This is a genomic window from Haloechinothrix aidingensis, from assembly GCF_013450155.1.
Classification (GTDB): domain Bacteria; phylum Actinomycetota; class Actinomycetes; order Mycobacteriales; family Pseudonocardiaceae; genus Haloechinothrix; species Haloechinothrix aidingensis.
In genome coordinates this window covers 154,976-178,469 of record NZ_JACCKD010000001.1, presented here as the reverse complement: position 1 = coordinate 178,469, position 23,494 = coordinate 154,976, and the positions used below count along the sequence as shown (strand labels likewise).

The window sequence follows — 23,494 nt, the reverse complement described above, 5'->3', positions numbered from 1 at the left end:
GAGCCAGCAACTGCCATGCGCACGCCGCCGATCAGCGACGCGGCGGCGTGCGCATGCGTCACACGGAGACGTTGTTGAACGGCAGCAGGGGCTCTGCCCAGGGGAACACCACCAGCATCAACAGCGCGATCACGCCCACGATCAGTGCCAGGGCGATCAACGCGCGCACCGGACGCGGACCAGGCAGGTGCCGCCACAGCCACGCGTACATCACACCTCCCCGAGCTGTTCGAGCAACTGCCCGTAGTCGTCCTGTACCTGACTCTTCGGAACCTGCTGGGTCAGCACGCCGTGCACGATGAGCCGCTCCCGGTCGGAGTACTGGGGATGGCACGTGGTCAGCGTGATGAGCGCGGCCTGCTCCAGCCTGGGCAGCGCATCCACCTCCCGGTACGGCACGGGGGCCACGGCGTCGGAGCGGTCCGGGGTCACGATGCGCCGACCCACCGTATCCCCGTACGGCTCGTTCGCGCCGTCCCCCGCCTCGCGCAGCGTCGGCACGTTGGCGCATTCCGGTCGCCGCTGGCGGATCGACTCCCAGCCGTCGATCTCCTCGTCGAACGGCAGCACGCGGTAGACGAAGAAGTTCGTGGCCGTCTCCACCACCAGCGCATCGCAGGAGCTCAGCTCGTCGAGGTCGGTGAACGGCGCCCCTCGGCCGATCCGGTGACCGGCGACTCCGAAGTTGCCCGGCTCGCCGGGCAACGCGCTCTGCGGGTAGTGACCAGGGCCGATCTCCAGATGGTCCGCATCGACGCCGGACTGGACCGTGTACCGGTAATCAGGACCGAACGCCGGGATCCGGATTCGCGCGAACGCGCTGTCGGTGCCGGCATCGGTGCTGTCGGTGCCCGCTTCGGCCGAGACATCCATCCCGTCCTGCTCGTCCCATGCCTGCTCGAGCCGCTCCTCGGACTCGCGCTGCAGCTGCGCCGAGGTCCAGTTGGTGACGTACAGCGTGTAGAACACGAACAGCAGCAGCACGATACCCGCGGTGATCAGCAGCTCCCCGGCTGTCCGGATCACGAGGTACCCGGCGCGGTGCCCGGTCGCCTGCCGACCACCGTTGCCCCGTTCTGGGCGCTGGGACACGCCAGACTCCTCTCACCCGCGACCCGGTGACCCTGGGGCTTCTGCCCCGTCACCGCGAACTCGTCCACAGGCAACGGCCACCGAGTGGAGCCGCCGCCTGCTGGGCGTACATAGTAGTTGCCCGCCCTCACCCCACTGCCTGTGCATCCACCATTGCGTTAACGTGGAGATGTGCCCTCCTACGGTGGGTACACGGGTAACCGTGAACGATCGACACAGCTGACTGCGCCGACCGAGTACGGGTGGTAGGCGACCGGCGAACCCGGGTGACCGGCAGTGCCCGGTGACCCGAGCGCGGTGAGCGGCCCGGCCGGTGAACGAGCAGGACTACGAGGAGCGCTATGCCCAAGTCCAAGGTACGCAAGAAGACCGCGTACACCCCTCCGGCCGACAGGAGGTCGTCGGCCACGGCTCACGCGCAGGGGCCGACGCATCCGGTGTACAAGGCCGTGATGTTCGGCCTGATGCTGCTCGGGCTGATCTGGTTGGTCGTGAACTACCTGGCCGGTACCGAGATCCCGTTCATGGCCGACCTCGGTAACTGGAACTTCGCCATCGGCTTCGCTCTGATGATCACCGGGCTGCTGATGACCATGCGCTGGCGTGAATGACACCCATGTAACCCTCCCCAGTGTGGATAACCCTGTGGATAACTCGGCCGAGTCGCCTGTTCGTGTGGATAACTGGCCAGTACGTTGGGGACCCAAGCCCGGACTCGTCGCCCTGTGTGGCGTAGTGACGCTGGCAGCGGGAGGCGGGGCGGCCTGGTTCGGCACGACCGGTGACCCCCCAGGCGCTCTCCTACTCAGCGTGATCACGGTGTTCTTCGCCGCGACCACCCTGTACGGCGCGCTCGTTCGCCCCCGCCTGGCCGCCGATGCCTCCGGTATCACCGTGCGCACGCTCAGCGGGCACCGCTACACACCGTGGAACCGCGTGCACTGCCGCGTGGCCACCACTCGCAGGCTCGGGCGGGACGTCGACACGCTCGAACTGGACATCGCCGACGAGCACCCCGGATCCGACCCCGAGCTCATCGCCCTCGGCGAGTTGGAGCTGGGAGCGGACCCGCACGAGGTCTTGGAACGGCTACGGCAGCAGACGGAGTAGCCGAGGCACCGGAGACGCGCACGCACCGCTGGCTGCCGCCCGCACTCGTCCTGCCGTCGCGGCCTCGGTCGCTACTCGGGACGCCCCGTCACCGGGGAGTCATCTCCGTCGGACGAGGACGCGGCCCCCCATGCTCGAGCGCCTCCGGAAGAAGATGACACCCCGTCATGACGTCAAGTGTGGTGTTGTCTCTGTATCCGAAGGACAACTGCGCCCCGTAACCGTCAACCAGCTTGTACGACCGTGCATCCGCCTGGAAGATGTCCTGCACGACCGTGTCGAAACCATACTCACCCGCGATGCGATGCAATGCATCACGCACCACCGGCCACTCCTCCTCAGCGATATGCCCTGGCGAGAACCAATCGTCCATGAATCGGCGCTCGGCATCCCAGTTGCCGACATCCGGGAAAGCATTACAACCGGGTTGAGAGCCCATCCCCTCCAGGCGCTGCCACTCCGGAAGATCGGTCAATCCCCGAAGCTCGGTACTGATCTCGGACAGCATCTCCTCGTAGCGCTCGGTGGCCTGCTCGATGTCCGGGCGCTGCGCAAGCTCGTCGAACTGCTCCGCAACACTCAACTCGTCACGATCCTCCCGCTCACCCGGACCACCGATATAGTCCGACGCATCACCACACCCCACCACCACGACAGCAGCCAACACCGCCAGTAGGCGCAGCGCACGCCGACGCACCGCCAGCATCGTCACCGAGGAGTACGCTCCGTCGGACGCGGACGCGGCCCACCATGCTCAACCGCCTCCGCAAGCAAATGACACCCCGTCATGACGCTCAGATTCGTGTTGTCCCGATACGAAAGCGATAACTGCGCCCCGTAATCGTCAACCAGCTTGTACGACCGGCGACCCGCCTGGAAGATGTCCTGCACCACCGTGTCGAAACCATACTCACCCGCGATGCGATGCAACGCATCACGCACCACCGGCCACTCCTCCTCAGCGAAATGCCCCGGAGAATGCCACGTATCCATGAAGCGGCGCTCGGCATCCCAGTTACCGACATCCGGGAACGCATTACAGCCGGGTTGAGAGCCCATCCCCTCCAGGCGCTCCCACTCCGGAAGATCGGTCAATCCCCGAAGCTCGGTACTGATCTCGGACAGCACCTCCTCATAACGCCGCACGGCCTGCTCGATGTCCGGGCGCTGGGCAAGCTCCTCGAACTGCTCCTCAGCGCTCATGTTGTCGTGCTCCTCACGCTCACCAGGACCACCGATATAGTCCGACGCATCACTACACCCCACCCCCAACACCACGACAGCAGCCAACACCACCAGCGATCTGATGGTTCGTATCCTCAGAGAGTTCGTCATCGCGGCTGCTCGATGAGAACGTCGGTCTTGTCGGCTATGACGGCGGCGGTGTTGTACTCACTGGTGGACAGCTCCTCGCTGGTGGGCTCCCGCTCCTCGACGTAGCTGGTGTGGCCGTAGGTGGCGTGCAGTTCCCTGCCGTCGGCGGCGACGGCGTCGTCCGTGGACAGCTCGGTGATGTGCTTGTCCAGGCTCGGGTTCACCCCGTGCCACCCGGTGTTGGCGATGATGTCCTCCTCGTTGGACAGGTTGTACATACTGCCCTCCGGGACCCGCATCTCGTCGCTGTCCGTCCAGACCTCCTCGCCGGTGTCGGGGGCGAGCCTGCCCTCGTCGTCCGGTGCTGCTGAACCGACACCGGGCGCCCCGTGGAACACCACCGCGTCCGCCGCCGAACTCTCCCGCAGGGCGAGCCCTGTCGTCGGGCTGCCGTAGGAATGACCCGTCGCGGTCAGGTGCATCGGGATGTCCCCGGTCCGGTTCGCCGCCAGCCCGTCGAGGAACGGCGCCAACCGCCGAGCGCCCTCCTCGTAGCGGTCCGGATGGAGCCCTTCCCGCACCTCCGGGAATACGGTCTTCGGCGGCTCGTAGTCCAGGTACACCACCGAAGCGACCTCCTGGTCGGAAGTCAACTCGTCGTCCCGAAGCATCTCCTGTGCCTCACGCTGCACCTGCTCCATCTCGCGGACGTAGTCCTCCATGTTCCCGCTCACGGTGGAGTTCATACCGGGGGTGAACACCGACACCTTCTCCGCGTTGTCCACATCGCCGGTGCCGATCGCCGCCCGCGCACGCTCCCCGTCCAGGTCCAGCGTGATCAGGCTCCGGTCGCCGCCGTCCATCATGTCCTCGATCGACTCGATGGAGTCGAGCTGGGCCTGCACCTGGTGGATCTCACTTTCCCGCCCGTCCGCGCGCAGCTCTTCGAGTTCGGCCTCCAGCCGTTCCCGCTCGGCGGGCAAACGCAGCATGTTCGCCTCACTGCGCTCCGCGACGGGCAGGCCGTCCATCGTGCCGATCCGCTCGGGACGGTTGTTCACCAGCCACTCACGCTCGTCGTCGCTGAGTGTCGCCCACCAGCCCGCGATCTCCGTCGGCGAGCCGTTCGTCGGCGGCGGCGGGGCACCGCCCCACACCTCCGCGTTCATCTCATCGATGTACGCGCCCGGCAGCGTCGCCCCGGACGTCAGCCGCGTCATCATGCCGACGAGACTCTCGTCGATCTCGGCGGCCCTGCGCAGGATCTGCTCGATCCGATCCACCAGCTCCTGCTGCACCGCTGCGCGGGTCTCGATCACATCCTGTGGCGTGGTCTCCAGCTGGACCCGCTCATCGACCACGTTGCCCGCTTCGGTGATCCGGAAGCCGTGATATGCGGCCAGGCTCTCGGCCTCCTCGACGGCGCGGAGCGTCGCGGCGACCGCCTCGCTCGCCCCGTCCACCTCGGCGATCATCGCGGCGACGTCGGTCTTGAGCGCTTCCAGTTCCTCGATCCGGTCGCGCAGCGAGCTCCGGGCGGCTTCGGCGGCCTCGCCACGCCACTGCCGGGGCACCGAACCGTCCTCGATGTCCCCGAGCACACCGTCGAGCACCTTGCGTTCGGAACTCAACGCGTCGCCGACGCCTTCCAGAGCGGCGGAATCCCACCGCAGCACATCCGACCAGGCCCCCATCAGATCGGGCCCTCCGGGCCGCGCGGCAACAACCCCTCGAAATCCTCGGCCGCCGACCGCTCACGGGAGTCGTAGTCGTCCGCCGCATCGGCCAGCTTCTCCGCCCGCTCGGCCAGCCGTTCGGCGCACCTTGCCGAGATTCCGTCCCAGTGCTCCGCCAGCGCGCTCGACTCCGACGCGGCACGCGAGCCGGGCAACCCGGACTTCACACCCGTCAGCGCGGCACCCAGCTCGATCCCTGCCACGGACTCCGCGGCCTCGCGTGTGGCGTGGCCCGCCGCGCGCAGCTCCTCGGTATACACCTCGATGTCACTCACCGCAGCCTCCCCAGCACGGGCCGAACAGGCCCAGGATGCCACAGGAGGCGCGCCAACGCGCCAGATGCGAAGCGAGGTGAGCAGAACTACTCAGGTGCGGACAACGCCGCCGCAGGGCAAGCGCGGGGCGATCAGCTCGCGGCTGGTCTGGTACAACCCGGACGCAGCAGGACACGAGGATGACGACCTGGACTGACGCGGGTTGCCGCTGATCAGTACCAGATGAGCGCGCTCAGCTGCGCGTACCGGATCGCGTATGCCCCGATGAGCGCGGCAAGGATGATCGCCACCGCGCCTGCCTGCCACCCGGTACGGTGCCGGGACGGGGCGTAGACCATCGCAGCGCACACCAGGACTCCGACCACCAGCCCACCGAGGTGGCCGAACAGCGAGATCTGCTTGACGCCGATACTGATCGCCAGGTTGAGCACGATGATGGCGATGATCGGCGTGAGGTTGAGCCGCAGCCGCAGCACCGCGATGAGGATGCCGCCGAGGACGCCGTACACGGCCCCGGACGCCCCGGCCACGGGAGTGTCCGGGCTGGAGAACGCGAAGACCGCCACGCTGCCGCCGAGCAGGGACAGCAGGTACAGCACGAGGTAGCGGGCGGTGCCGAGCACGCGCTCCAGTTCCTTACCAAGGATCCACAGGGCGAACATGTTCACCGCGAGATGCAACAGGCCGATGTGCAGGAACCCGGACGTGATCACTCGCCACCACTCGCCCGCGGCGGCGACCAGCGGGACCAGCACCCCGAGATTCATCACCTCGGACTGGAAGTTGCGCATCACATCCTGTGCCTGCGCCGCGGTGACAGCGAAGACGATCACGTTGAGCGCGATCAGCGTGTAGGTCACCAGCGGCTGGCTCGGTACGCGCGCGCCCGCGATGGTGCGGTAGCCGAAGCCGGACTTGCGGTACCGCGCGCGCTGGGCCTGATGCTGCTTGCGCGCGGCTGCGACGCAGTCGACACACTGGTAGCCGACCGTGGCCTCGCGCAGGCAGTCCGGGCAGGCGGACCGCTCACACCGCGCGCAGCGCAGGCCGGTCCGCCGGTCCGGATGCCACCAGCAGGTACGCGGTGCGCGTTCCTCCGGCTGATCGGATTTCTGTGGGGGTTCGCTCACGACGCAGCCACCCTCGTCGCCATCGCGGGCTTCGCGCTCACTCGCGCTCGATCGACACCCGCTCGATCACGATGTCCTCCAGCGGCCGGTCGGCGGGACCGGTGGGGCTGGTAGCGATCGAGTCGACCACCCGGCGCGACTCCTCGTCGGCGACTTCGCCGAAGATGGAGTGCTTGAAGTTCAGGTGCGTCGCGGGGCCGACCGTGATGAAGAACTGCGAGCCGTTGCTGTTCGGACCGGCATTGGCCATGGCGAGCAGGTACGGCCGGTTGAACTGCAACTCCGGGTGGAACTCGTCGCCGAACTTGTAGCCGGGGCCGCCACGACCGGTGCCGGTGGGGTCACCGCCCTGGATCATGAAGCCGTCGATGACCCGGTGGAAGACGCTGCCGTCATAGAACGGCCCGGTCATCTCGCCCCGGGCGTTGGGCTGTGTGTACTCCTTGGTGCCCTCGGCCAGTTCCACGAAGTTCGCGACCGTCTTCGGGGCGTGATCACTGAACAACCACAGCCGAATGTCGCCTTGGCTGGTGTGCAGTGTCGCCTGAAGGGACGATCCGACGGGGGATTCATTGCTTTCAGTCACCCGAACATCGTGCCACCTTGTATCGTGGCCTCATAGTCGGGCTACCGACGGCACGCCCGGCACGTTTCGCCGCCGACCCGACGTGCAACCCCTGGCGGGCGATGTACGTACGAACGGGGCAGTATGGTGACGAACAACACCACTGTAATTCGATTGACGAGGTGAAGACCATGACTCGGGGCCCAGATTCGATGGGTGAGTCGGTCAAGAGCGGATTCGACACGGTCCGCAAGCGGGCCTCCGAAGCCAGCAAGGCCGGCGCAGAGGTGACGTCCAACGCGGCCGTCGTCGCTGAGCGAAAGCTTGCCGAGCACGGTATGAGCCCTGCACAGGTGGCTGAGTCAGTCGCTGAAGGGGCGGAATCGGCGCGTGGCGAGGTCAAGAAATCCAGTCGGCGTGCCCGTAAGAAGCTCGAACGCAAGTCCGAGCAGATGCGCAAGGACCTCGCACGCAGTGCGGAGAAGGCACGAAAGGAAGCCGCAATGCAGGAAGCCGAGGCCATGAAGGCCGACGCGGCAAAGCCCACGCGCAAGGACAAGAAGTCCGCGATCAAATCCGCCAAGAAGGCAGGTACTTCGAAGAAGCAGGCCAAGAAGGACTTCAAGGACAGCAAGAAGCAGGCCAAGCTCGCCAAGAAGGAAGCCAAGGCCGTCGTGGCGCAGGCCAAGGGCGGATCGAAGCGCCGTTGGCCATGGGTCGTCGGCCTCGGCGTTGTCGCCGCCGGAACCGCATACGCGATGCGCCCCAAGCCGGAACCGCCACTCGCTCCTGTCCCGCCGCGCGCCGACGAGCAGGGAACCGCGTCGGCCGGTGGCTCCGGGACCTCCGCGGCTGGTTCGGCGCAGCCCACATCGGCGGCCTCCGGCGACGGATCGGCAGCGGCCACCGAGGCGCGCACCGACGCCACGTCGACCGGCTCGGCCGGATCCACAGGATCCTCGACCCCGAGCGCATCCTCCTCGGGAGGTGGCTCGGGCAGCAAGACGCCGCAGCAGCGCAGCGCCGACCAGGATCAGCAGTCCAGCACGAACAAGAAGAGCTGAGCCGCACCACCGGACGGTGACGACGGGGCCGGGGATCCGCACGCGGGTCCCCGGCCCCGTTGACGCCGGCCCCCCGTCACGTTCAGCCGGGCGGCGTCACGTGACGCCTCTACCGGGTGCCTCTACTGGGCACCGTGCTTGGTCAGCACCTCGGCGACGCGCGGGAGGGCCTCCTCCACGTTCTTCTTCCCTTGCGGCCGCAGCTTGTCGTAGACCTTCTTGATGGACTCCCGCTGCGAGCTTTCGGCACGGGCGTCGGTAACGCCCAGCAGCGCGTCGGCGACCTCGTCCGAACGCCCGTCGAAGTACTCGGCCAGCGAGCCGGCCCCTTTCTCGCGGTAGTCGGCGTAGAAGGGCTCCAGCCGCGCGGTGAAGTCATCGAGCAAGCTGTCCACAGCCTCGCCGATGATGTCCGGCTTGATCTTGTTCACCAGCCCGTAGCCGCTCTTGATGGCCGTTCCGGACATTCCGCTCTTGGAAGCGACCTCGTCATCGACAACCTGCCGCATGTCCGCGACGACGCCCGGACGCTTGCTGTCGTCGAGCAGGATCTCCTTCAGTGTTGCTGCCACGTGTACCGAGTCCTTTCCGCTACGTGTCTTCGTGATTCGAAAGTCGCGTTCCCGTCCGTGCGGACCCCTGCCGTCACGACCGTGGCCGCAGCGGGGATTACCGCGGCGAACGAAGTACGCCGGAACCTTATACCCTCGCGGCACGCGGCCTACACGGGATCGCCGAACGCCGGCTCGCCCGCGCCGGTAACGCCTCCGGCGAGCGCGCGCATGGTCGCCGCATCGGCCGGGAAGAACGCTTCCACGGCTAGTTCCGAGACCGTGACGTCCAGTGGCGTGCCGAACACCGCCGTCGTACTCACGAAAGTCAGCCGGCCCCGTTCGGACCGGTAGCGCAACGGAACAGCGATAGATCGGCGGTCCATTGCGGACATATCGTGGCCGCTCGTCACGCAGGGGTAGGTCCGCAGCTCGCTGTGCAGGTCGCGTAGTTCCGGGTCGTCTGTGGCATCGATCTGGCGGCGCAGCCGATCGAGAACGTGCGCGCGCCACTCGGGCAGATTGTCGATCCGGGGAGCCATACCGTCCGGATGTAAACTCAGCCGCAACACGTTCACCGGCCCTTCCAGCAGCTCAGCTGATACGTCCACTGTGAACAGCGCGAGGCTTTCGTTGGCATCCACGAGGTTCCACACTCGATCGACCAGTGCAGCCGGGTACGGTTCGTGGCCACGCAGTACCTGGTGGAGCGCGCCGCGAACGGACTCGAGTTCGGGATCGTCGAGGTCGCGCTCCGGGTACGCCGGTGCGTAGCCGTTGAGGAGCAACAGCTTGTTGCGATCTCTCAGCGGGATGTCGAGCTGTTCGGCCAACCTTGTGATCATGTCGCGGGTGGGAGTCGATCGGCCGGTCTCGATGAAACTAATATGCTTTGTGGACACTCCGGTCCGCAGTGCCAGGTCGAGCTGACTGACTCTTCTTCGTGCCCGCCACGCGCGGATCGCTTCCCCCGCGCCCGACGGCACCGGTAGTCCCCCGTGAGCTTCACCAACGGCCATGACAAGACGCTACGTAACGCGACCTCCCGCGGTCCATTACCTCGGAGGTAATGGACAGGCGACGTTCCGGGGACGATGCTCGCAGCAGTGACAACCGCACACCTGTGGAGGACAGCATCATGACCGACCTCGGCTACCCGGACACCACAGCCGCCCGGGAGGAGAGCGTGTTCGACATCGACACGCGCAGCGAACCGGTGGGGGGTACGCGACGCAGCGCGTGGCTGTCGGACCGGTGGTGCATCCGCCCCGGAACGCCGAACGGCGGTTACCTGCTCGCGATCTGCGTGCGGGCGCTCGCGGACGTGGCGCCGCACCCGGATCCGCTTGCCGTGTCCGGATTCTTCCTGCGCCCCGGCCAGGTGGCCGACGCCGAAGTGGAAACCGAGATGCTGAGGGAAGGCACACGCATGAGCACCGGCGAGAGCACGTTACGTCAGCAGGGACGGGACATCGTGCACGCCGTCGCCACCTTCACCGACCTGGAACGGGCAACCGGGCGCACGGAGATGCTCACCGAGCCGCCCGCGCTACCCGCGCCGGAACGCTGTGTGTCCCCGACGCGCGGGATGGACCTCAACGGGGCGACGATCGCCGAACGGGTCGAGGTGCGGTTCGCGGATCAACCCGGATGGCGGCAGGGACGCGCGGACGGCACGCCCTCGGCGGAGTTCTGGATGCGCCTCGCCGACGGGACCCCTGCCGACGTACTCACCCTACCCCTGCTTGTCGATGCCGCGCCGCCGGTTGTCTGGGAGCTGGGCGAGCTGCAGTCCTCCACGGTCGAGCTGACGCTGCACGTGCGCGAGCGTCCGGAACCCGGTTGGCTGGCATGCCGAGCCAGTACCCGCAACCTGCTGAACGGATTCCACGAGGAGGACTTCGAGATCTGGGACTCGCGAGGCGTGCTCGTGGCGCAGTCGCGACAGCTCGCGCTCGTCTAGCGCGGGCGAGCCGAAGGGATCCTCGGGTACCTGTGCGACTCCCGAGGATCCCTTCGGCTCTACTCGTTGCCGGCCGTGTCGGCCAGGTTGTCGACCCGGCGTAGGAACCCGCGCTTGTCCAGGAAGTGCGCGAGCCACTCGCGGTGCTCCTCGCAGGCGATCCACGTCTTCTCCCGCTCGGGATCGTGGATCTTGGGGTTGTTCCAGATCACCGCGTAGGCGCCGCTACTGGTGCAGCCCTTCGCGGAGCAGATGATCGGTCCGTTCATCACCATCCAGCGTAGCCCTCACCGGAGGCGGTCAGTCATCCTCGCCGAGGGGGCGCAACACCGACATCGCACGCCGGCCGCGCTCGGCATCGATCTCCGCGTCCTCGACCCATTCCTCGAGCTCATCCACGAGTTCGTCGGCGTCCTCCACGCGGCGTCCGGGTAGTGCCTACCGGGATCCTTGTCGAGGGCGCGCTGGACCACCGCGGCGATCCCCGCAGGCACGTGCGGTGCCAGCCCCGTCGGCGACGGGACACGGTCCCTCTGGTGCGCGAGTGCCTCGGCCAGCGGGGACCCCGCCTCGAACGGTGCCCGCCCTGCCAGGCATTCGAATAGCACGACACCGAGCGAGTAGACGTCACAGGCCGGCGTGGGGGTTCCTGGCCGCCTGCTCCGGAGCGACATAGCGCGGCGTGTCCACCATCAACCCGGTCCCGGTCAGCCGGGTCGCCACAGCCCCGAGCGCCGTGGCGATGCCGAAGTCGGCCAGCTTCACACCGCCGGAGTCGGGAAGCAGGATGTTGGAGGGCTTCACGTCCCGGTGCACGAAGCCCTGCTGGTGTGCGGCGGCAAGCGCGGCGCGTACCGCGCGGGTGATGCCGAGGGCCTCATCCACGTCGACCCGGCTCGTAACGCGCCCGCCAAGAACCGTCGACCCGCGCACGCGCCGAACGGTACCGCTTTACCCACGTTCGTGTGAGTCCGGCGCCAGCACATCACAGCGCTGTGCGCGCCGCACTCACCTGCCAGACCGCCTGGTGCCGCCCGGCCGCTCAGCGGCGTCCTCGTCCCTGCTCACCGGTTCGGCGGCACGCTAGGCTGTGCCGCCGTCTGTCTCCTGCTCCGCTTCTTCCGCGGAGCCGTTCTCGGACTCGGCCTCGATCTGCTCGGCCAGGCCCTCTGTAGTCCGCGTGTCCAAGGCCGCACGCCCCTCGTCGTAACGGCGAGCGATCAGCTCGTAGGCCTCCTGCTCGGTCTCGTCCAGCCACTCGCGGTACTCGGTTGTCTCAGGCAATGGTTACCCGTGCCCTTCTTCCTCACGCGACAAGCACCTCCAGGGTCGCATGACGATCGGACGATGGGGCATCCACTCCAACGACCGATCCGACTCCCCTGCGCAACCCCTCGTCACTGTCGCTACTTCAGAGTAACGGGTACATCAGTGTACCACACATCGCTACAGCAGTGTGTCCTGGATCACATACCATTCACCCCATCAGGTTCATTCAGAGGTAGCGGCGGAAGGGACTCGTGCGGGGCCAACCGGACTCCGCCGCCCTGCAGGGTGTGCTCGATGACCCCCCAGACACATCGCGCGACAGTCGCGACGAACTCGTCCCGCGTCAACTCGGCCGGCTCGCTCATCCACCGGTTCGTCGCCGACTCGACCAGGCCGACCAGGCCGAACGCTATCGAGTCGGCCGTTCGCGTGTCCAATTCGAACACCGCGAAGTAGTCCGCGAGGATTCTCCCGATCCACCGGGCGAGTTTCCCGCGGATGTCGGTGACCACGTCGTCGGCTTCGCTCTTACTCGATCCTGTGCTCCGTTTCACGTAGCGATACAGGTCGGCGTTCCCATCCAGCCATGTGACGAACATCTCGACCGAGCACTCGATGAGGCTCCACGGTGTACCAACCGGGTTACTCAACACGGGTGTCACGGCGCCGAAAAGCTCCCTGCCCGCGCGCCGCGCGACCGCGCGGCGGAGATCCTCGACATCGTCGAAGTGCCGGTACAGGCGAGGGCGTGCGATCCCGGCCTGGGCCGCGATCTGGTCGATGGACACCCCGGGTCCGTACGCGCCGATCGCGTCGACGGCCGCGTCCACGATCTCGGCGCGCCGCCTGCAGCGCTGGCCGGCCCAGCGGGCTACCCGGCCGTCCCTCGCCGCACTGCTACTCGGCTGTTCAGGCACCGTTCCAGGTTACGCATCCCCCGACGGTCTCGTCAGCCGCGCCACCAACGCCAGCCCGGACCTACGAAGAGCGGTCGGCCAGGGCGCGATACTCCCGGGGGCTGATACCGCGCTCGCGTTTGAAGGCAGCGCTGAGCGCGAAGGCGGTGCCGTAGCCGACCCGCCTCGCGACCCCGGCGACGGTGCTGCCGGGCCGGCACAGCAGGTCCGCGGCAAGCGTGAGCCGCCAGCTGGTGAGGTAGGACATCGGCGGTTGCCCGACCAGTTCGGTGAACCGCCGGGCGAGAACGGTGCGCGACACCCCGCACTCCGTCGCCAGCCCAGCGACGGTCCACGGGTGTTCCGGCGCGCTGTGCACCAGTTGCAGCGCCTTGCGCACCGCCGGGTCGCGTTGCGCCCGGTACCACCCGGGAGCGCTCTCCTCCTGCCCGGCCAGCCAGGTGCGGAGTACCGCGATGAGCAGCGCGTCGAGCAGCCTGTCCAGTACCGCACGTTGCCCGACCGTGTCGGTGACGATCTCGTGAGCAAGCAGCGTGACGAGGGGTGAGTCCCAGTCAGCGCGCCGCATCGCCAGTACCGGAGGCAACGCCGCCAGCAGCGACCGGCTGATCTCGCCTGCTCGCTCGTAGGTGCCGGTGAGCATCGTCGTGGCGCCGTCGCGGCCCGTCCCCCAGGTGCGTACGCCGAGATCCCATTCCTCGCGCAGGCTCCTGCCGTCGGAAGCACTCGTGCAGAGTTGACCCGGGTGTATCACTACCGTGGGTGCGGTAGCGGGGTCGTCGGCGATCGTGTACGGATCCGGTCCCCGGACAACGGCGACGTCGCCCGCGTCCAGCCGGACCGCCTCGTCCCGCTCGGGCAGGATCCACGCCCACCCCCGGACGAGGGCGACGAGGGTGAGCGGTGCCCGGTCCTGTACTCGCAACGCCCACGGCGGATCCAGCACGGAACGCAGCAGGAACGCCCCGCGAGCTCGCGGGCCGTCGAGCAACCCCGCAAGCACGTCCATGCCCGCCATCATAGGGTCGCGCGGGCGTACCGCCGGCCCGGTCGACCGGCTCGCCGGACGGGACACGGCTCGTCAGTACGAGACCGCGGGGGTGCCACGTAGATAGCTCTCGTCTCCGAGCTGCTCGAGCAGGAAGTCCGCGACATCGGCACGGGCGATCCGCAGGGAGGTCGCGGTCGCGCCGTCGAAGCCGTGCCGGTACCGGCCCGTGCGCGGGCCGTCGGTGAAGGCGCTCGGCCGCACGATGGTCCAGTCCAGCCTGCTGTGCCGAACGAGTTCTTCTTGCCGCACGTGATCCTGGAAGGCGGGCCGTAGCAGTAGCCCGAACATGACGTACTTCCACAGGAAGTTCAGGTTGCCGCGGCTCTCGCCCACGCCGAGGGTCGACTGGCAGACCAGACGCCGCACGCTCTCGCGCTCCATCGCCTGGACGATCGTCCGCGTTCCGGCCTCCCGGACGCCGCCCTTCCTGCCCGCCCCGAGCGTGACGATCACCGCGTCGTGACCGGCCACTGCCGGTCGTACCGCGGCCGGATCGGTGACGTCGCCCTGCACGACCCGCAGGCTGTCACCGTGGCCGGTGACCCTGTCCGCGTCGCGGGTGAACGCGGTCACCGAGTAGCCACGCGACAGCGCCTGCCGCACCACATGCCGACCCACACTTCCGGTCGCTCCGAACACCACGATCTTCATGGCCGCCCACCCCTCTCGCCGTCGAGGTGAGTCCAGTCAATCCCGGTGAGGCGGGGACGTGCCATGGCCGGATCGCCCGAACGCATATCCGATCGTCCGCCGGGAGCGTGTTCAACGTGAAACGTGACCCGGGTCCCCGGGCCCGGGCGGCAGCCGACTCACCGGCGACGGCCCGCGGCTCCGGTGGCCGCGGAACCCGCGCTCACGGTGGAGAACGTCATCGCGTCGTCGTACAACTTCCCGTGCCGCAGGTCCACGACATCCCGGAGATAGTTCTGGCGCAGCTTCCACGGCAGGCGGTCACCCTGCGCAGGCAGCCTGTCGAGGGCGCGTCGCACGTACCCGGAGGACAGGTCGAGGAACAGCTCCTCAGCCACGGTGGGGTCGCGTTCCACGACACAGCTGTCGTAGCCGTGGGTGTCCATATGCGCCAGTAGCCGGCACAGGTACTCGCACGCCAGATCGGCCTTGAGTGTCCACGACGCGTTCGTGTAGCCGATAACGTACGCGAAGTTCGGTACGCCCGTGAGCATGATGCCCTTGTACGCCATGGTCTCCGGCAGGCTGATCTCACGCCCGTCCACGACCAGCTCCATGCCACCGAAGGCGAGCAGGTTCAGGCCGGTGGCGGTGACGATGACGTCGGCAGCCACATGCTGACCCGAGGTGAGCCGGATACCCGACTCGGTGACGGTGTCGATGTGGTCGGTGACCACGGAGGCCGCGCCCTCGCTGATCGTCTTGAACAGATCCCCGTCCGGTACCAGGCACAGGCGCTGGTCCCACGGGTTGTAGTCCGGGTTGAAGTGGGTCTCGACGTCGTAGCCCTTCGGAAGCTGCATCCGGACCAGCTTCTTCAGCAAGGCCTTGACCATGGCCGGGCGCCTGCGGCTGAGCTGGAATATCGCGACCTGGAGGAGCACGTTCTTCCATCGCGTGAGCATGTACGCTGCCCGGTCCGGAAGCACCTTGCGCAGGCCGGTGGCGATGGCGTCCTGCCCGGGAATCGTGATGATGTAGCTCGGCGACCGCTGCAGCATCGTCACGTGCGCCGCGTCCGGGGCCATCGCCGGTACCAGCGTCACAGCGGTAGCGCCGCTGCCGATCACCACAACGCGCTTGCCCGCGTAGTCGAGGTCCTCGGGCCAGTGCTGCGGGTGCACGATGCGCCCCGCGAAGCGTTCGGTGCCGGGGAACTCGGGCGTGTACCCCTCGTCGTAGCGGTAGTAGCCGCTGCACGAGAACAGGAAACCGCAGGTGAGCCGGACTGTTTCCGCCGTGTCGGTGCGCTCGGCGGTGACCGTCCAGACGGCGTCCGCACTCGACCACTCGGCGCGCACGACGCGGTGGTTGAACCGGATCGCGTCGTACACCCCGTACTCGTGCGCGGTTTCCCGGACGTAGCTCAGGATCGCGGGCCCGTCGGCTATCGCTTCCCGCTCGCGCCACGGCCTGAAGCGATAGCCGAGGGTGAACATGTCGGAGTCGGACCGGATACCGGGGTACCGGAAGAGATCCCATGTACCGCCGATGTCGTCGCGAGCCTCGAGAATCGCGACAGTCTTGTCGCCGAAGGTGCTCCGCAGGTGACAGGCGGCGCCGACTCCCGATAGTCCGGCACCGACAACCAGGACGTCCACGTGCTCCAGCTCACTCATGGCACCACACTAGACGCTTGTATAACCCAGGTCGAGCATCCGGTGTGGAGCCGCGGGCAGCCGGAACGGCCGGAGGCGGGCCGTGCCGCCACCGGGTTGTACTGCCCGGGCCTGCCCGTGCCGCGCGGCCGCTTCGGGATCGAAGGCGGCCGCGCGGTTAACGCACGTGCCTCAGCCGCCCATACCGGGAGCGGGTTGCTGGGGAAGCTCCGGCGCGCTGGCGAAGAGATCAAAGTACATGCCGCCTGCGACGAGCAGTCCGAGCACACCGAGGACCGCACCGCCCAGTGCCACCGCCTTCACCCACGTGTGCGCCTCGGCACGGCGGGCCAGCGCGGCCAGCAGCACGCCGCCGAGAACGACGGCGACCAGGCCGATGACCCCGTTGACGAGCGCCGCGACGTCCCACGGCGCACCGTAGAACGCCTCGATCTGGTCGCCGCCACCGCCGCCGGTACCCGACTCGATCTGGCCGATGATCTCCTTGCGCGTTTTCAGCATCTCGCCGAGCGAGGTTCCGGTGAGCGAGGCAACGCCGAGCCCCGCGCTGATGACGGCGCCGGCCCCGGCCGCGAAACCGCCCGCGGAACCCGTGCCTGCGGCTGCCGATTCACCCGTACTCGCCTCGGAGGACGACTCCTGGACCTGGTCGGTGGCCGGAGCGTCTTCCGGCTCGCCCTCGGAGTCGTTCCCGGGAGAGGTCGCGTTCGTCGCGCTATCTGTAGTCATTGTGCGGTAGCGTACGGCACGCGACCTAATGACACGGTGAAGCGTCGCAACGACACGCGTCACAGTTGGATGGTCGGTGGTGTCAGCCGCGCACCGACGCGCGCCACGATGACGTCCACATCGAAGTCCTCCTCGGAGGCCTTGTCGAAGACCGTTTCACCGTCAACGTCGACGCGGAACACCCCACCATGCCCCGGGGTAAACCGCAGGCCGTGGATGCGGCCGGCATGCGTCGTCAGCAGCGCGTGCCCGGTCTTCTCCGCCGCGGGCAACAGGCCGCACGGCTCGCAGTACTCGATCTCTACCTCGTTCACGCTCACCATCCCTTCCTTGTGCCTTTCGGGCATCGTCGCGGCAGGCAGGCGAAGCGACGTCGAGGTTCGGAGTCGCCGCATCGCGGTCCGCGCTCGGTACCGGACCCCTCAGGCCCGGTGGTCGTCGGTGCGATCGGCCTGCCCATCACCACGCGAGCAGGCCCGTCGGCCGCGGGCGAACATGACCACGGCGGCGGAGAGGATCGCCACGGCGGCGACGAGCGCCACTGTCCCCGCTACGCCACCCATGCCGATCCCGGCGATCCCGGCGAGCACACCGCCGGACAGCAGCACCGGAACCGCGCAGCAGGCTACCGCCAGCAGGGCGATCGCCCCGGCCCACCAGCCACCGCTCGACCCGGAGGATCCGGGTTGCCGGTGACCGGTGTCAGCGGAGCTGGTAGGCGTCTCGGGATCGGGCACAGTGATCACTTCCCTGACACGGTTGTTTGGTGCGTGGCGGTCGTGGAGGACGGAGCGGTCAGCAGCAGCCTGCCGCGTCGGTCGTGGGCTCTCCGTCGGGAGTGCAGGACAGGCACGCCAGCAGCCCGTCGACCGAACCCGCGGCATGCGCCGTCAGCCGGTCGAGCAAGCCACCGATCTCCGGCGTCGCCAGCCGGTAGAACGAGCGGCGGCCCTCGCGGCGAACCTCGGTGTAGCCGCAGTCGGTCAGGCAGCGCAGGTGCACCGAGACGCGGGGCTGGCTCACCGGCACCGCCTCGGTCAACGAGCCCACGGTCAGCTCGCCCTTCTCGCGGAGCAGCCACAGGATCCGCAGCCGGACCGGATCGGCGAGCGCCGCCGCGGCCTTGGTCACCACCTGCACCCGCAGGTCGTCGTCCAGGTCATCGAGCTGTGTCGCGGAGTCACCCGCCTCGCCGACGGTATCCACGCTCATCGCGGCACGCCTCCTCGGTTTGCATCCATTCGTTTCTCCGAATAATATCACGCACTCATTCGTTAGTCCGAATATTACTGGAGGTTGTGATGACGGACGGGCAGGACAGCTCGGCACCAGCCCTTCCGGGTGCGCGGCGGCTGGCCGCGGGCGCCGGGGCGGGCGCGGTGGCCACGCTGGCGATGAGTGCCGTGATGCTCACCACCGTGCTCACCGGGGCGTCACCGATGCCCAAGCCGGTTCCGGCGGCGCTGGTCGCGCACACGCTGGGGCCACTGCCCGAACCGGCATTGATGGCGCTTGCGGCCCTGACACACCTCGCCTACGGCGCGATCGCGGGCGCGATCCTCGCCGGGTTGTTGCGGCGGGTCACCCTGGGCAAGGCACTCGGCTACGGTGCCGGGCTGTGGGCGCTGATGGGCCTGGCATGGCTGCCCTATGTGGGCTGGGGTGCGTTCGGCACCGCGATCACGGTCAAGATCGCGGCAGCGACACTGCTGCTGCACCTGATCTACGGCGCCATCCTGGGTCTGCTCCTCGACCGCAAACCCGCTACCGAGCGGGCGCCGGCAACCCAGTAGGCACGGGGACCGCGGATACCCGGGCGGCTGCCCGGCGGCTTCTCGAGGGGTATGCCGCCGGGCGGCCGGTTGTCCGGCCCCGCGAGACCGCACCCCGGCACGGCTGCCACCGGACGTCACTCACGGCACCAGGACCATGCCGACACCGAGCACCGCGAGGTCGGCCTTGTGGAACGCCCGGAGCCGGAACGTGATGCGCTGCCCGGCTCCGGACATCGCACTTTCGCGAACGTTGGACACGGCACCGGGTGGACCGAAGTGGTCCCCTCCCGCGGCACGCCACGGAGTCAGGGTGCCGTCGACCCGCACGATATCGATCGCGGCCGCGTTGTCCCTGTCGAAGTCGGCCAGCGAGTCGATCACCGTGATCTGGCACCACGCGTAAAAGGTCCGCCTGGTACCGAGATCGACCGTGACGGTCTCCCCGCCCGCGCTGTCGACCGACGCGAGGTTGACGGTGAACGCCTGCATGCTGACCTCCGATCAGGTCGCGGCCGGTGTCTCGACCTCGGCAACCTCACCGAGGGCGGGATCGACGACGAGCCGGTATCCGCGCCGGGGCCGCGGCCGCTCGGCGACCTCCAGGACGCCGATATCCCGGCCGGAGCCCTCAGGCATCGCGTCGGCGAGCACCTGGGCATCCGTGAGCGCGACTGTCTGCTCGCCCTCACCGGCGTGCACCTCGCTGTGGACACCGACCACCTCACCGCTGCCGGTGTCGTAAAGCATGTAGACAGGCATCAGTCGACCCCTTCGTCGAGAACGAGTACCAGTGCGTAGCCGCCGATCTCCAGGTCGGCGACGTGCCCGGCGACGAGCCGGAACATGACGTTGCGCCCGCGCCCCGAGTAGGCCGGCTGGTGCGGGTTGGCCGGCGAGCTCGGCGATCCGAAGTGGTCACCCTGTGCGGCACGCCAATCGGTACGCACACCGTCGACCTCGAAGATGTCCATGAAGCACATGTTGTCTCTGTCCAGGTCGATCTGCGCGTCGACAAGGGTGATCACGCCCCAGGCGAGGAAGTTCCGTGGCCGCCCCAGATCGATCGTGACCGTGTCGGTTCCGCCGGTCGCCGTCACCGCCCACATGGGATAGGAAATGAAGGGCCCGTCGCGACGCACCACCGGCGCGTACAGGCTCTTCACGCCCCGGATGTCGACCTCCTTGGGGTCCTTCCATCCCTCGTGGTAATACGGGTACATCGTCGAGTCCTCGACCGACGAGTGCCGCAGGCCGATCGCATGGCCGATCTCGTGGGCCGCGGTGGCTTCCAGGCTGAGATCGCCCCAGTCCTCGTGGTCGTCGAACTCGACAAGGCCACTGCCGGGGTAGAACCCCCGTGCGTAGGTGTTGTAGTCCTTCGAACCACCCTTATCGAACGGGTAGTCGTCCTCGCTGGGATCCCGGAAGTCGAACTCGAGATGCGACGGTGCGACCGTGGTTCCTGTGAAGTTCAACGGGCTGACATCGGCCCAGGACTGCATGGCGGCACGGATCATCGACCACTCGTTGGTCACATCGGCTGTCCCGCCGAGTTTCCGGTACGTCAACTCGTGGTCGTCCCAGTGGTTCGCGCTGAACACGATCGGATCCTCTTCCGTCGTGCCACCTGGCCCCGAGACCGCCTCGCCCGCGCCTGCGGCCGCGGTCCGGGACCCTTCGCCGGTCCCGGACGTGGACACGTCCGGGACCGCACAGCGCGGCAGGTGCATGGACCGCAGCACGCCGATGGTCAACCCACCGGTTGCCGCCATGCCGAAGGCACGCTGGAAGCGCCGCAACGCCACCTCGACGTGCTGGCAGATCTGGTCTGGACGGCATTCACACCGCGTTTCCAGGTACCCGAAGTGATGGAGGAACGTGCGGACGGAATCGACGAACGAGTGGCGTTCCCCGGGGCGCAGCAGCTCGTCGGCCCGTTCACCCGCACCGAGCGGTAGTCGCGGTGGTGCGATCCGGATCCGTTGCTGCGCCCTGCGAACCGAGACCATCGTCGCGTACGGTCGATACCCCGTTCTGGCCACGACGATCACATGGTCCCCCGGCGGTACCTCCACTTGTTGCACCGAGCCGGCCGGTTTCCATCGGCGCTCGATATGGCGTGCTGAAGCGTTACGGGGCCGATGCGTTTCGAGCATCGTCAGCTCGGCATCATCCGTTGCGACGTCATCGAACCCCGCGAGCTCGATCGTGACCTCGACGTTCTCCCTCGCCCGTTTCCCTTCCGCCTGCACCGGCTCGACGGGCCGCCCGCGCGCGTCGTCACCCCAGTCGACGCGGCCGGTCCGCTCGGCTGCATCTGCCGGTGGATTGTGTTCCAGACGCTGGCGTGCGGCGGACATATGGCATAAACCCCCTGGTCGTGCTGACTCGGGGCGCTACCGGGCAGAAACTCAGCGTGACCCCATCCGGCACGTTCGGTCAAGCGCCGGATCGGGGCATCCTGCGCGGCGAAGGCAAAGCCAACCTCGGAACGCTTCCTCCGGATACGTCGTGTGGCTGAGTACAGAATCGTCCGTACAAGCCCGCACACAAGACGATGCCCCGGGGGCACCGTTGGCCGGCGTCCCCGGGGCATCACGAAAGTGGAGCTGAGGGTGTCCAGTCTCAGGACATCCCGGACGCGTGTCTCAGGACATGCCGGAGTGGTGCTGGATGCTCGGGCACGTCGAAGGCACGCCTGGTCATCACTGCCGTTGTTGTGGAGAACCAGTCAGTCGCCGACATTGTGGCCGACGACGGCCTCTCCCGCTCGTGGGTCTATGAACTCCTCGCCCCGTTACCGTTCCCAGGCCAAAACGATCATCTCTGAGCGGTACACGATCCCCGCACACCTACGACAAGCACGCACAACAACCACCGTGGCCGAGCTACAGGCCCTGATCGACCAGTTCGTCATCACCGACAACCAGCACCGACCCCCACCTCGAGTCGGTGACCGCGCGGGCATCGACGCCGCGTCGGGAACAGGTACAACGGCACGATCCGCCCGAACTCGCACTGCGACCCGCTGTGTTCGCACTTATGTTCGATCATAAGTCAGTCGGGCACACCGCGACTACGGCGAGTACTGGTCCGCTCTGACCATCTGAAGCGCCACGATGGCGACAAACGGCGCCACTATTGCTTGTAGTGGCGCCATATATGTGCCATAGTGGCGCCATGGACTTGACACCGTATGTGGATTTCCTCAGCAGGGAGCTGGCAACCGCCGCCGAGGCCGGGGGCGAGGAGGCTCGTGCGTTGGCTGAGCGGCTGGCCGGGCCGGTCGAGTCGGCGGTACGCCTCACGCTGCTGGAGGCGCTGTCGGCTGCCGCCGACGAAATCACCCGTGACCTCGCGCCTGGTTCGGTCGAGGTCCGGCTGCGGGGCCGCGACCCGAACTTCGTGGTGACGCCGCCACCATCCGAGGCCGCATACGCCGCGGCTGCACCGGAACCCGAGCCGGTACCGGATGTCGATCCCGCGGGCACCGACGACGCCGCCACCGCGCGGATCAACTTCCGACTCCCGGAACACCTCAAGGCCGCGATCGAGGAGGCGGCCGCGAAGGAAGGCCGCTCGGTCAACGCGTGGCTTGGCCAGGTCGTCTCGGCCACGTTGCGGCAACCCGCCAAGGAGCAGGCCCCGGATCAGCGCGGCGGCCGGGGTAAGCAGCGCTACACCGGCTGGATCGGCTAGCCGCGCTGGAAGCGCCCGAATACCTCACCGTTCTCATCAGCGAGAACGCCGATTTCACCGATCAGAAGGGGACAACCATGCCTACTTTCGATACGCCGGAGCCGATCATCGTGACCCTCGATGTCAGCGTGGCCAACGTACGGTTCCTCGCGAGCCAGCGCACCGACACCGTGGTCGAGGTGCGCCCGTCCGACGAGAATGAGCCTTCGGACGTGAAGGCGGCCGAGCAGGTCCGCGTCGAGTACTCCAGCGGCACACTACTGATCAAGGGCAAGAAGCCACGGCCATTCGACTTCTCCGCCAAGAGTTGGTCCATCGACGTGACCGTCGAACTGCCCGAGGGTTCGCAGGTGCAGGCGGACACGGTCGGCGATTTCCAGTCGACCGGCCGGCTCGGCGAGTGCCGGTTCAAGTCCTCCGCGGGGCACGCGCGGCTGGACCGGACCGGGCCGCTGCGGCTGAACACGTCCGCCGGGCACATCTCGGTCGAGGGCGTCGCGGGTGACGCAGAGGTGACCACAGGGACCGGCCGGGTTCGGATCGGTGAGGTCACCGGCGGCGCCACGATCAAGAACTCCAACGGCAACACCGAGCTTGGCACGATCGACGGCGAAGCGCGAGTGCGTTCGGCGAACGGGGACATTGCGCTGGACTGGGCAGGCGGCGATGTGGACGCGAAGACCGCCAACGGGTCGATCCGGGTCGGTGAGGTCGCTCGCGGTTCCGTTGTGCTGGAAACCTCGACCGGCGACCTGGACATCGGCATCGGTGCCGGCACGTCGGCCTGGCTGGACGCGAAGACCAACTTCGGACAGGTGCGCAATGCGCTCGACGAGACGACGGAGCCGCCGGAAAAGACCGGCGAGACGGTCGAAGTGCGCGCACGCACCGGATTCGGCGACATCACGATCCACCGGGCCTGAACCCGGATCTTACGGTGAAGGG

31 protein-coding genes are annotated in these 23,494 nt (G+C 67.7%); 7 read left to right on the top strand and 24 right to left on the bottom strand.

Annotated elements, in window-relative coordinates; translation table 11 throughout:
- Nucleotides 1-58: 58 nt before the first annotated feature.
- Both H0B56_RS00835 and H0B56_RS00830 read right to left on the bottom strand, forming a co-directional pair.
- Complete coding sequence (locus H0B56_RS00835; protein ID WP_180890994.1) at nt 59-211, bottom strand: hypothetical protein; 153 nt, start codon at nt 209-211, stop codon at nt 59-61.
- On the bottom strand, nt 211-1,092 hold the full coding sequence (locus H0B56_RS00830) for a class E sortase (RefSeq protein ID WP_180890993.1): 882 nt from the start codon (nt 1,090-1,092) through the stop codon (nt 211-213). The genes H0B56_RS00835 and H0B56_RS00830 overlap by 1 nt, the downstream gene beginning before the upstream one ends.
- Nucleotides 1,093-1,433: 341 nt before the next feature.
- On the opposite strand from H0B56_RS00830, the gene crgA reads away from it, so the two are divergent.
- Together crgA and H0B56_RS00820 are read left to right on the top strand one after the other, a co-directional pair.
- Entirely contained in the window at nt 1,434-1,703 is a 270-nt protein-coding gene (gene crgA / locus H0B56_RS00825) for a cell division protein CrgA (protein WP_180890992.1), read from the top strand.
- Between the two features lie 124 nt (nt 1,704-1,827).
- Nucleotides 1,828-2,202: a PH domain-containing protein gene (locus tag H0B56_RS00820; protein ID WP_343063699.1), complete on the top strand. Its 375-nt coding sequence runs from the start codon at nt 1,828-1,830 to the stop codon at nt 2,200-2,202.
- A gap of 88 nt (nt 2,203-2,290) precedes the next feature.
- Here the strand turns inward: H0B56_RS00820 and H0B56_RS00815 are convergent, their stop codons facing one another.
- The 6 genes from H0B56_RS00815 to H0B56_RS00790 all read right to left on the bottom strand — a co-directional run bounded on the left by H0B56_RS00815 (nt 2,291) and on the right by H0B56_RS00790 (nt 7,243).
- A complete protein-coding gene (locus H0B56_RS00815; RefSeq protein ID WP_246360808.1) occupies nt 2,291-2,908 on the bottom strand; it encodes an LppA family lipoprotein in 618 nt (205 codons plus the stop codon).
- A 2-nt stretch (nt 2,909-2,910) separates the two neighbouring features.
- Nucleotides 2,911-3,537, bottom strand: a complete 627-nt coding sequence (locus H0B56_RS00810; protein ID WP_180890989.1) for an LppA family lipoprotein — start codon at nt 3,535-3,537, stop codon at nt 2,911-2,913.
- Entirely contained in the window at nt 3,534-5,210 is a 1,677-nt protein-coding gene (locus tag H0B56_RS00805; RefSeq protein WP_180890988.1) for an alpha/beta hydrolase, read from the bottom strand. Before H0B56_RS00805 ends, H0B56_RS00810 begins: the two co-directional genes overlap by 4 nt.
- Complete coding sequence (locus H0B56_RS00800) at nt 5,210-5,527, bottom strand: hypothetical protein (protein WP_180890987.1); 318 nt, start codon at nt 5,525-5,527, stop codon at nt 5,210-5,212. Before H0B56_RS00800 ends, H0B56_RS00805 begins: the two co-directional genes overlap by 1 nt.
- A 212-nt stretch (nt 5,528-5,739) precedes the next feature.
- Nucleotides 5,740-6,657: a rhomboid family intramembrane serine protease gene (locus H0B56_RS23375; RefSeq protein ID WP_180890986.1), complete on the bottom strand. Its 918-nt coding sequence runs from the start codon at nt 6,655-6,657 to the stop codon at nt 5,740-5,742.
- 37 nt (nt 6,658-6,694) lie between these two features.
- Complete coding sequence (locus tag H0B56_RS00790) at nt 6,695-7,243, bottom strand: peptidylprolyl isomerase (protein ID WP_089299502.1); 549 nt, start codon at nt 7,241-7,243, stop codon at nt 6,695-6,697.
- 170 nt (nt 7,244-7,413) lie between these two features.
- Here H0B56_RS00790 and H0B56_RS00785 point away from each other — a divergent pair, with 170 nt between their 5' ends.
- The gene (locus tag H0B56_RS00785; RefSeq protein ID WP_180890985.1) at nt 7,414-8,286 is read left to right on the top strand and encodes a hypothetical protein; all 873 of its coding nucleotides are present in this window, start codon (nt 7,414-7,416) and stop codon (nt 8,284-8,286) included.
- 122 nt (nt 8,287-8,408) lie between these two features.
- Here the strand turns inward: H0B56_RS00785 and H0B56_RS00780 are convergent, their stop codons facing one another.
- Nucleotides 8,409-8,858 (bottom strand): DUF6918 family protein, encoded by a 450-nt coding sequence (locus H0B56_RS00780; RefSeq protein WP_180890984.1) that lies wholly within the window; start codon nt 8,856-8,858, stop codon nt 8,409-8,411.
- Nucleotides 8,859-9,007: 149 nt separating this feature from the next.
- Nucleotides 9,008-9,856, bottom strand: a complete 849-nt coding sequence (locus H0B56_RS00775) for a helix-turn-helix domain-containing protein (RefSeq protein ID WP_180890983.1) — start codon at nt 9,854-9,856, stop codon at nt 9,008-9,010.
- A gap of 119 nt (nt 9,857-9,975) precedes the next feature.
- Between H0B56_RS00775 and H0B56_RS00770 the strand changes: the two genes are divergently transcribed.
- Nucleotides 9,976-10,800, top strand: coding sequence for a thioesterase family protein (locus H0B56_RS00770; RefSeq protein ID WP_180890982.1), 825 nt, complete (start codon nt 9,976-9,978; stop codon nt 10,798-10,800).
- Between the two features lie 59 nt (nt 10,801-10,859).
- Here the strand turns inward: H0B56_RS00770 and H0B56_RS00765 are convergent, their stop codons facing one another.
- The 11 genes from H0B56_RS00765 to H0B56_RS00715 form a co-directional block, all read right to left on the bottom strand.
- On the bottom strand, nt 10,860-11,069 hold the full coding sequence (locus tag H0B56_RS00765; RefSeq protein ID WP_219632066.1) for a hypothetical protein: 210 nt from the start codon (nt 11,067-11,069) through the stop codon (nt 10,860-10,862).
- Between the two features lie 358 nt (nt 11,070-11,427).
- On the bottom strand, nt 11,428-11,733 hold the full coding sequence (locus tag H0B56_RS00760) for a protein kinase domain-containing protein (protein WP_180890980.1): 306 nt from the start codon (nt 11,731-11,733) through the stop codon (nt 11,428-11,430).
- Nucleotides 11,734-11,883: 150 nt separating this feature from the next.
- Nucleotides 11,884-12,084: a hypothetical protein gene (locus H0B56_RS00755; protein ID WP_089299498.1), complete on the bottom strand. Its 201-nt coding sequence runs from the start codon at nt 12,082-12,084 to the stop codon at nt 11,884-11,886.
- Between the two features lie 182 nt (nt 12,085-12,266).
- Complete coding sequence (locus tag H0B56_RS00750; RefSeq protein WP_180890979.1) at nt 12,267-12,986, bottom strand: TetR family transcriptional regulator; 720 nt, start codon at nt 12,984-12,986, stop codon at nt 12,267-12,269.
- 61 nt (nt 12,987-13,047) lie between these two features.
- Nucleotides 13,048-13,995 (bottom strand): AraC family transcriptional regulator, encoded by a 948-nt coding sequence (locus H0B56_RS00745; RefSeq protein WP_180890978.1) that lies wholly within the window; start codon nt 13,993-13,995, stop codon nt 13,048-13,050.
- A 72-nt stretch (nt 13,996-14,067) separates the two neighbouring features.
- Nucleotides 14,068-14,688: an NAD(P)-dependent oxidoreductase gene (locus H0B56_RS00740; protein WP_180890977.1), complete on the bottom strand. Its 621-nt coding sequence runs from the start codon at nt 14,686-14,688 to the stop codon at nt 14,068-14,070.
- A gap of 158 nt (nt 14,689-14,846) precedes the next feature.
- Nucleotides 14,847-16,346, bottom strand: coding sequence for a flavin-containing monooxygenase (locus tag H0B56_RS00735; RefSeq protein WP_180890976.1), 1,500 nt, complete (start codon nt 16,344-16,346; stop codon nt 14,847-14,849).
- A gap of 171 nt (nt 16,347-16,517) precedes the next feature.
- Nucleotides 16,518-17,075, bottom strand: coding sequence for a hypothetical protein (locus tag H0B56_RS00730; RefSeq protein WP_180890975.1), 558 nt, complete (start codon nt 17,073-17,075; stop codon nt 16,518-16,520).
- A gap of 59 nt (nt 17,076-17,134) precedes the next feature.
- A complete protein-coding gene (locus tag H0B56_RS00725; protein WP_180890974.1) occupies nt 17,135-17,389 on the bottom strand; it encodes a SelT/SelW/SelH family protein in 255 nt (84 codons plus the stop codon).
- A 108-nt stretch (nt 17,390-17,497) separates the two neighbouring features.
- Nucleotides 17,498-17,812 carry a hypothetical protein gene (locus tag H0B56_RS00720; protein ID WP_180890973.1) on the bottom strand — a complete coding sequence of 105 codons (315 nt, stop codon included), beginning with the start codon at nt 17,810-17,812 and terminating at the stop codon, nt 17,498-17,500.
- Between the two features lie 58 nt (nt 17,813-17,870).
- A complete protein-coding gene (locus tag H0B56_RS00715; RefSeq protein WP_180890972.1) occupies nt 17,871-18,287 on the bottom strand; it encodes an ArsR/SmtB family transcription factor in 417 nt (138 codons plus the stop codon).
- Nucleotides 18,288-18,376: 89 nt separating this feature from the next.
- On the opposite strand from H0B56_RS00715, the gene H0B56_RS00710 reads away from it, so the two are divergent.
- On the top strand, nt 18,377-18,868 hold the full coding sequence (locus H0B56_RS00710) for a DUF6789 family protein (protein WP_219632064.1): 492 nt from the start codon (nt 18,377-18,379) through the stop codon (nt 18,866-18,868).
- 120 nt (nt 18,869-18,988) lie between these two features.
- Here the strand turns inward: H0B56_RS00710 and H0B56_RS00705 are convergent, their stop codons facing one another.
- From H0B56_RS00705 to H0B56_RS00695, 3 genes are read right to left on the bottom strand one after another with little or no spacing between them, the layout of a single operon-like run.
- Nucleotides 18,989-19,339 carry a hypothetical protein gene (locus H0B56_RS00705; RefSeq protein WP_180890971.1) on the bottom strand — a complete coding sequence of 117 codons (351 nt, stop codon included), beginning with the start codon at nt 19,337-19,339 and terminating at the stop codon, nt 18,989-18,991.
- Between the two features lie 12 nt (nt 19,340-19,351).
- Nucleotides 19,352-19,609 carry a hypothetical protein gene (locus H0B56_RS00700; RefSeq protein ID WP_180890970.1) on the bottom strand — a complete coding sequence of 86 codons (258 nt, stop codon included), beginning with the start codon at nt 19,607-19,609 and terminating at the stop codon, nt 19,352-19,354.
- Nucleotides 19,609-21,210, bottom strand: coding sequence for a matrixin family metalloprotease (locus H0B56_RS00695; RefSeq protein ID WP_180890969.1), 1,602 nt, complete (start codon nt 21,208-21,210; stop codon nt 19,609-19,611). The genes H0B56_RS00700 and H0B56_RS00695 overlap by 1 nt, the downstream gene beginning before the upstream one ends.
- Nucleotides 21,211-22,030: 820 nt before the next feature.
- On the opposite strand from H0B56_RS00695, the gene H0B56_RS00690 reads away from it, so the two are divergent.
- Both H0B56_RS00690 and H0B56_RS00685 read left to right on the top strand, forming a co-directional pair.
- Nucleotides 22,031-22,549 (top strand): Arc family DNA-binding protein, encoded by a 519-nt coding sequence (locus tag H0B56_RS00690; protein WP_180890968.1) that lies wholly within the window; start codon nt 22,031-22,033, stop codon nt 22,547-22,549.
- Between the two features lie 77 nt (nt 22,550-22,626).
- On the top strand, nt 22,627-23,472 hold the full coding sequence (locus H0B56_RS00685) for a DUF4097 family beta strand repeat-containing protein (protein WP_180890967.1): 846 nt from the start codon (nt 22,627-22,629) through the stop codon (nt 23,470-23,472).
- The last annotated feature ends 22 nt before the right edge of the window (nt 23,473-23,494 follow it).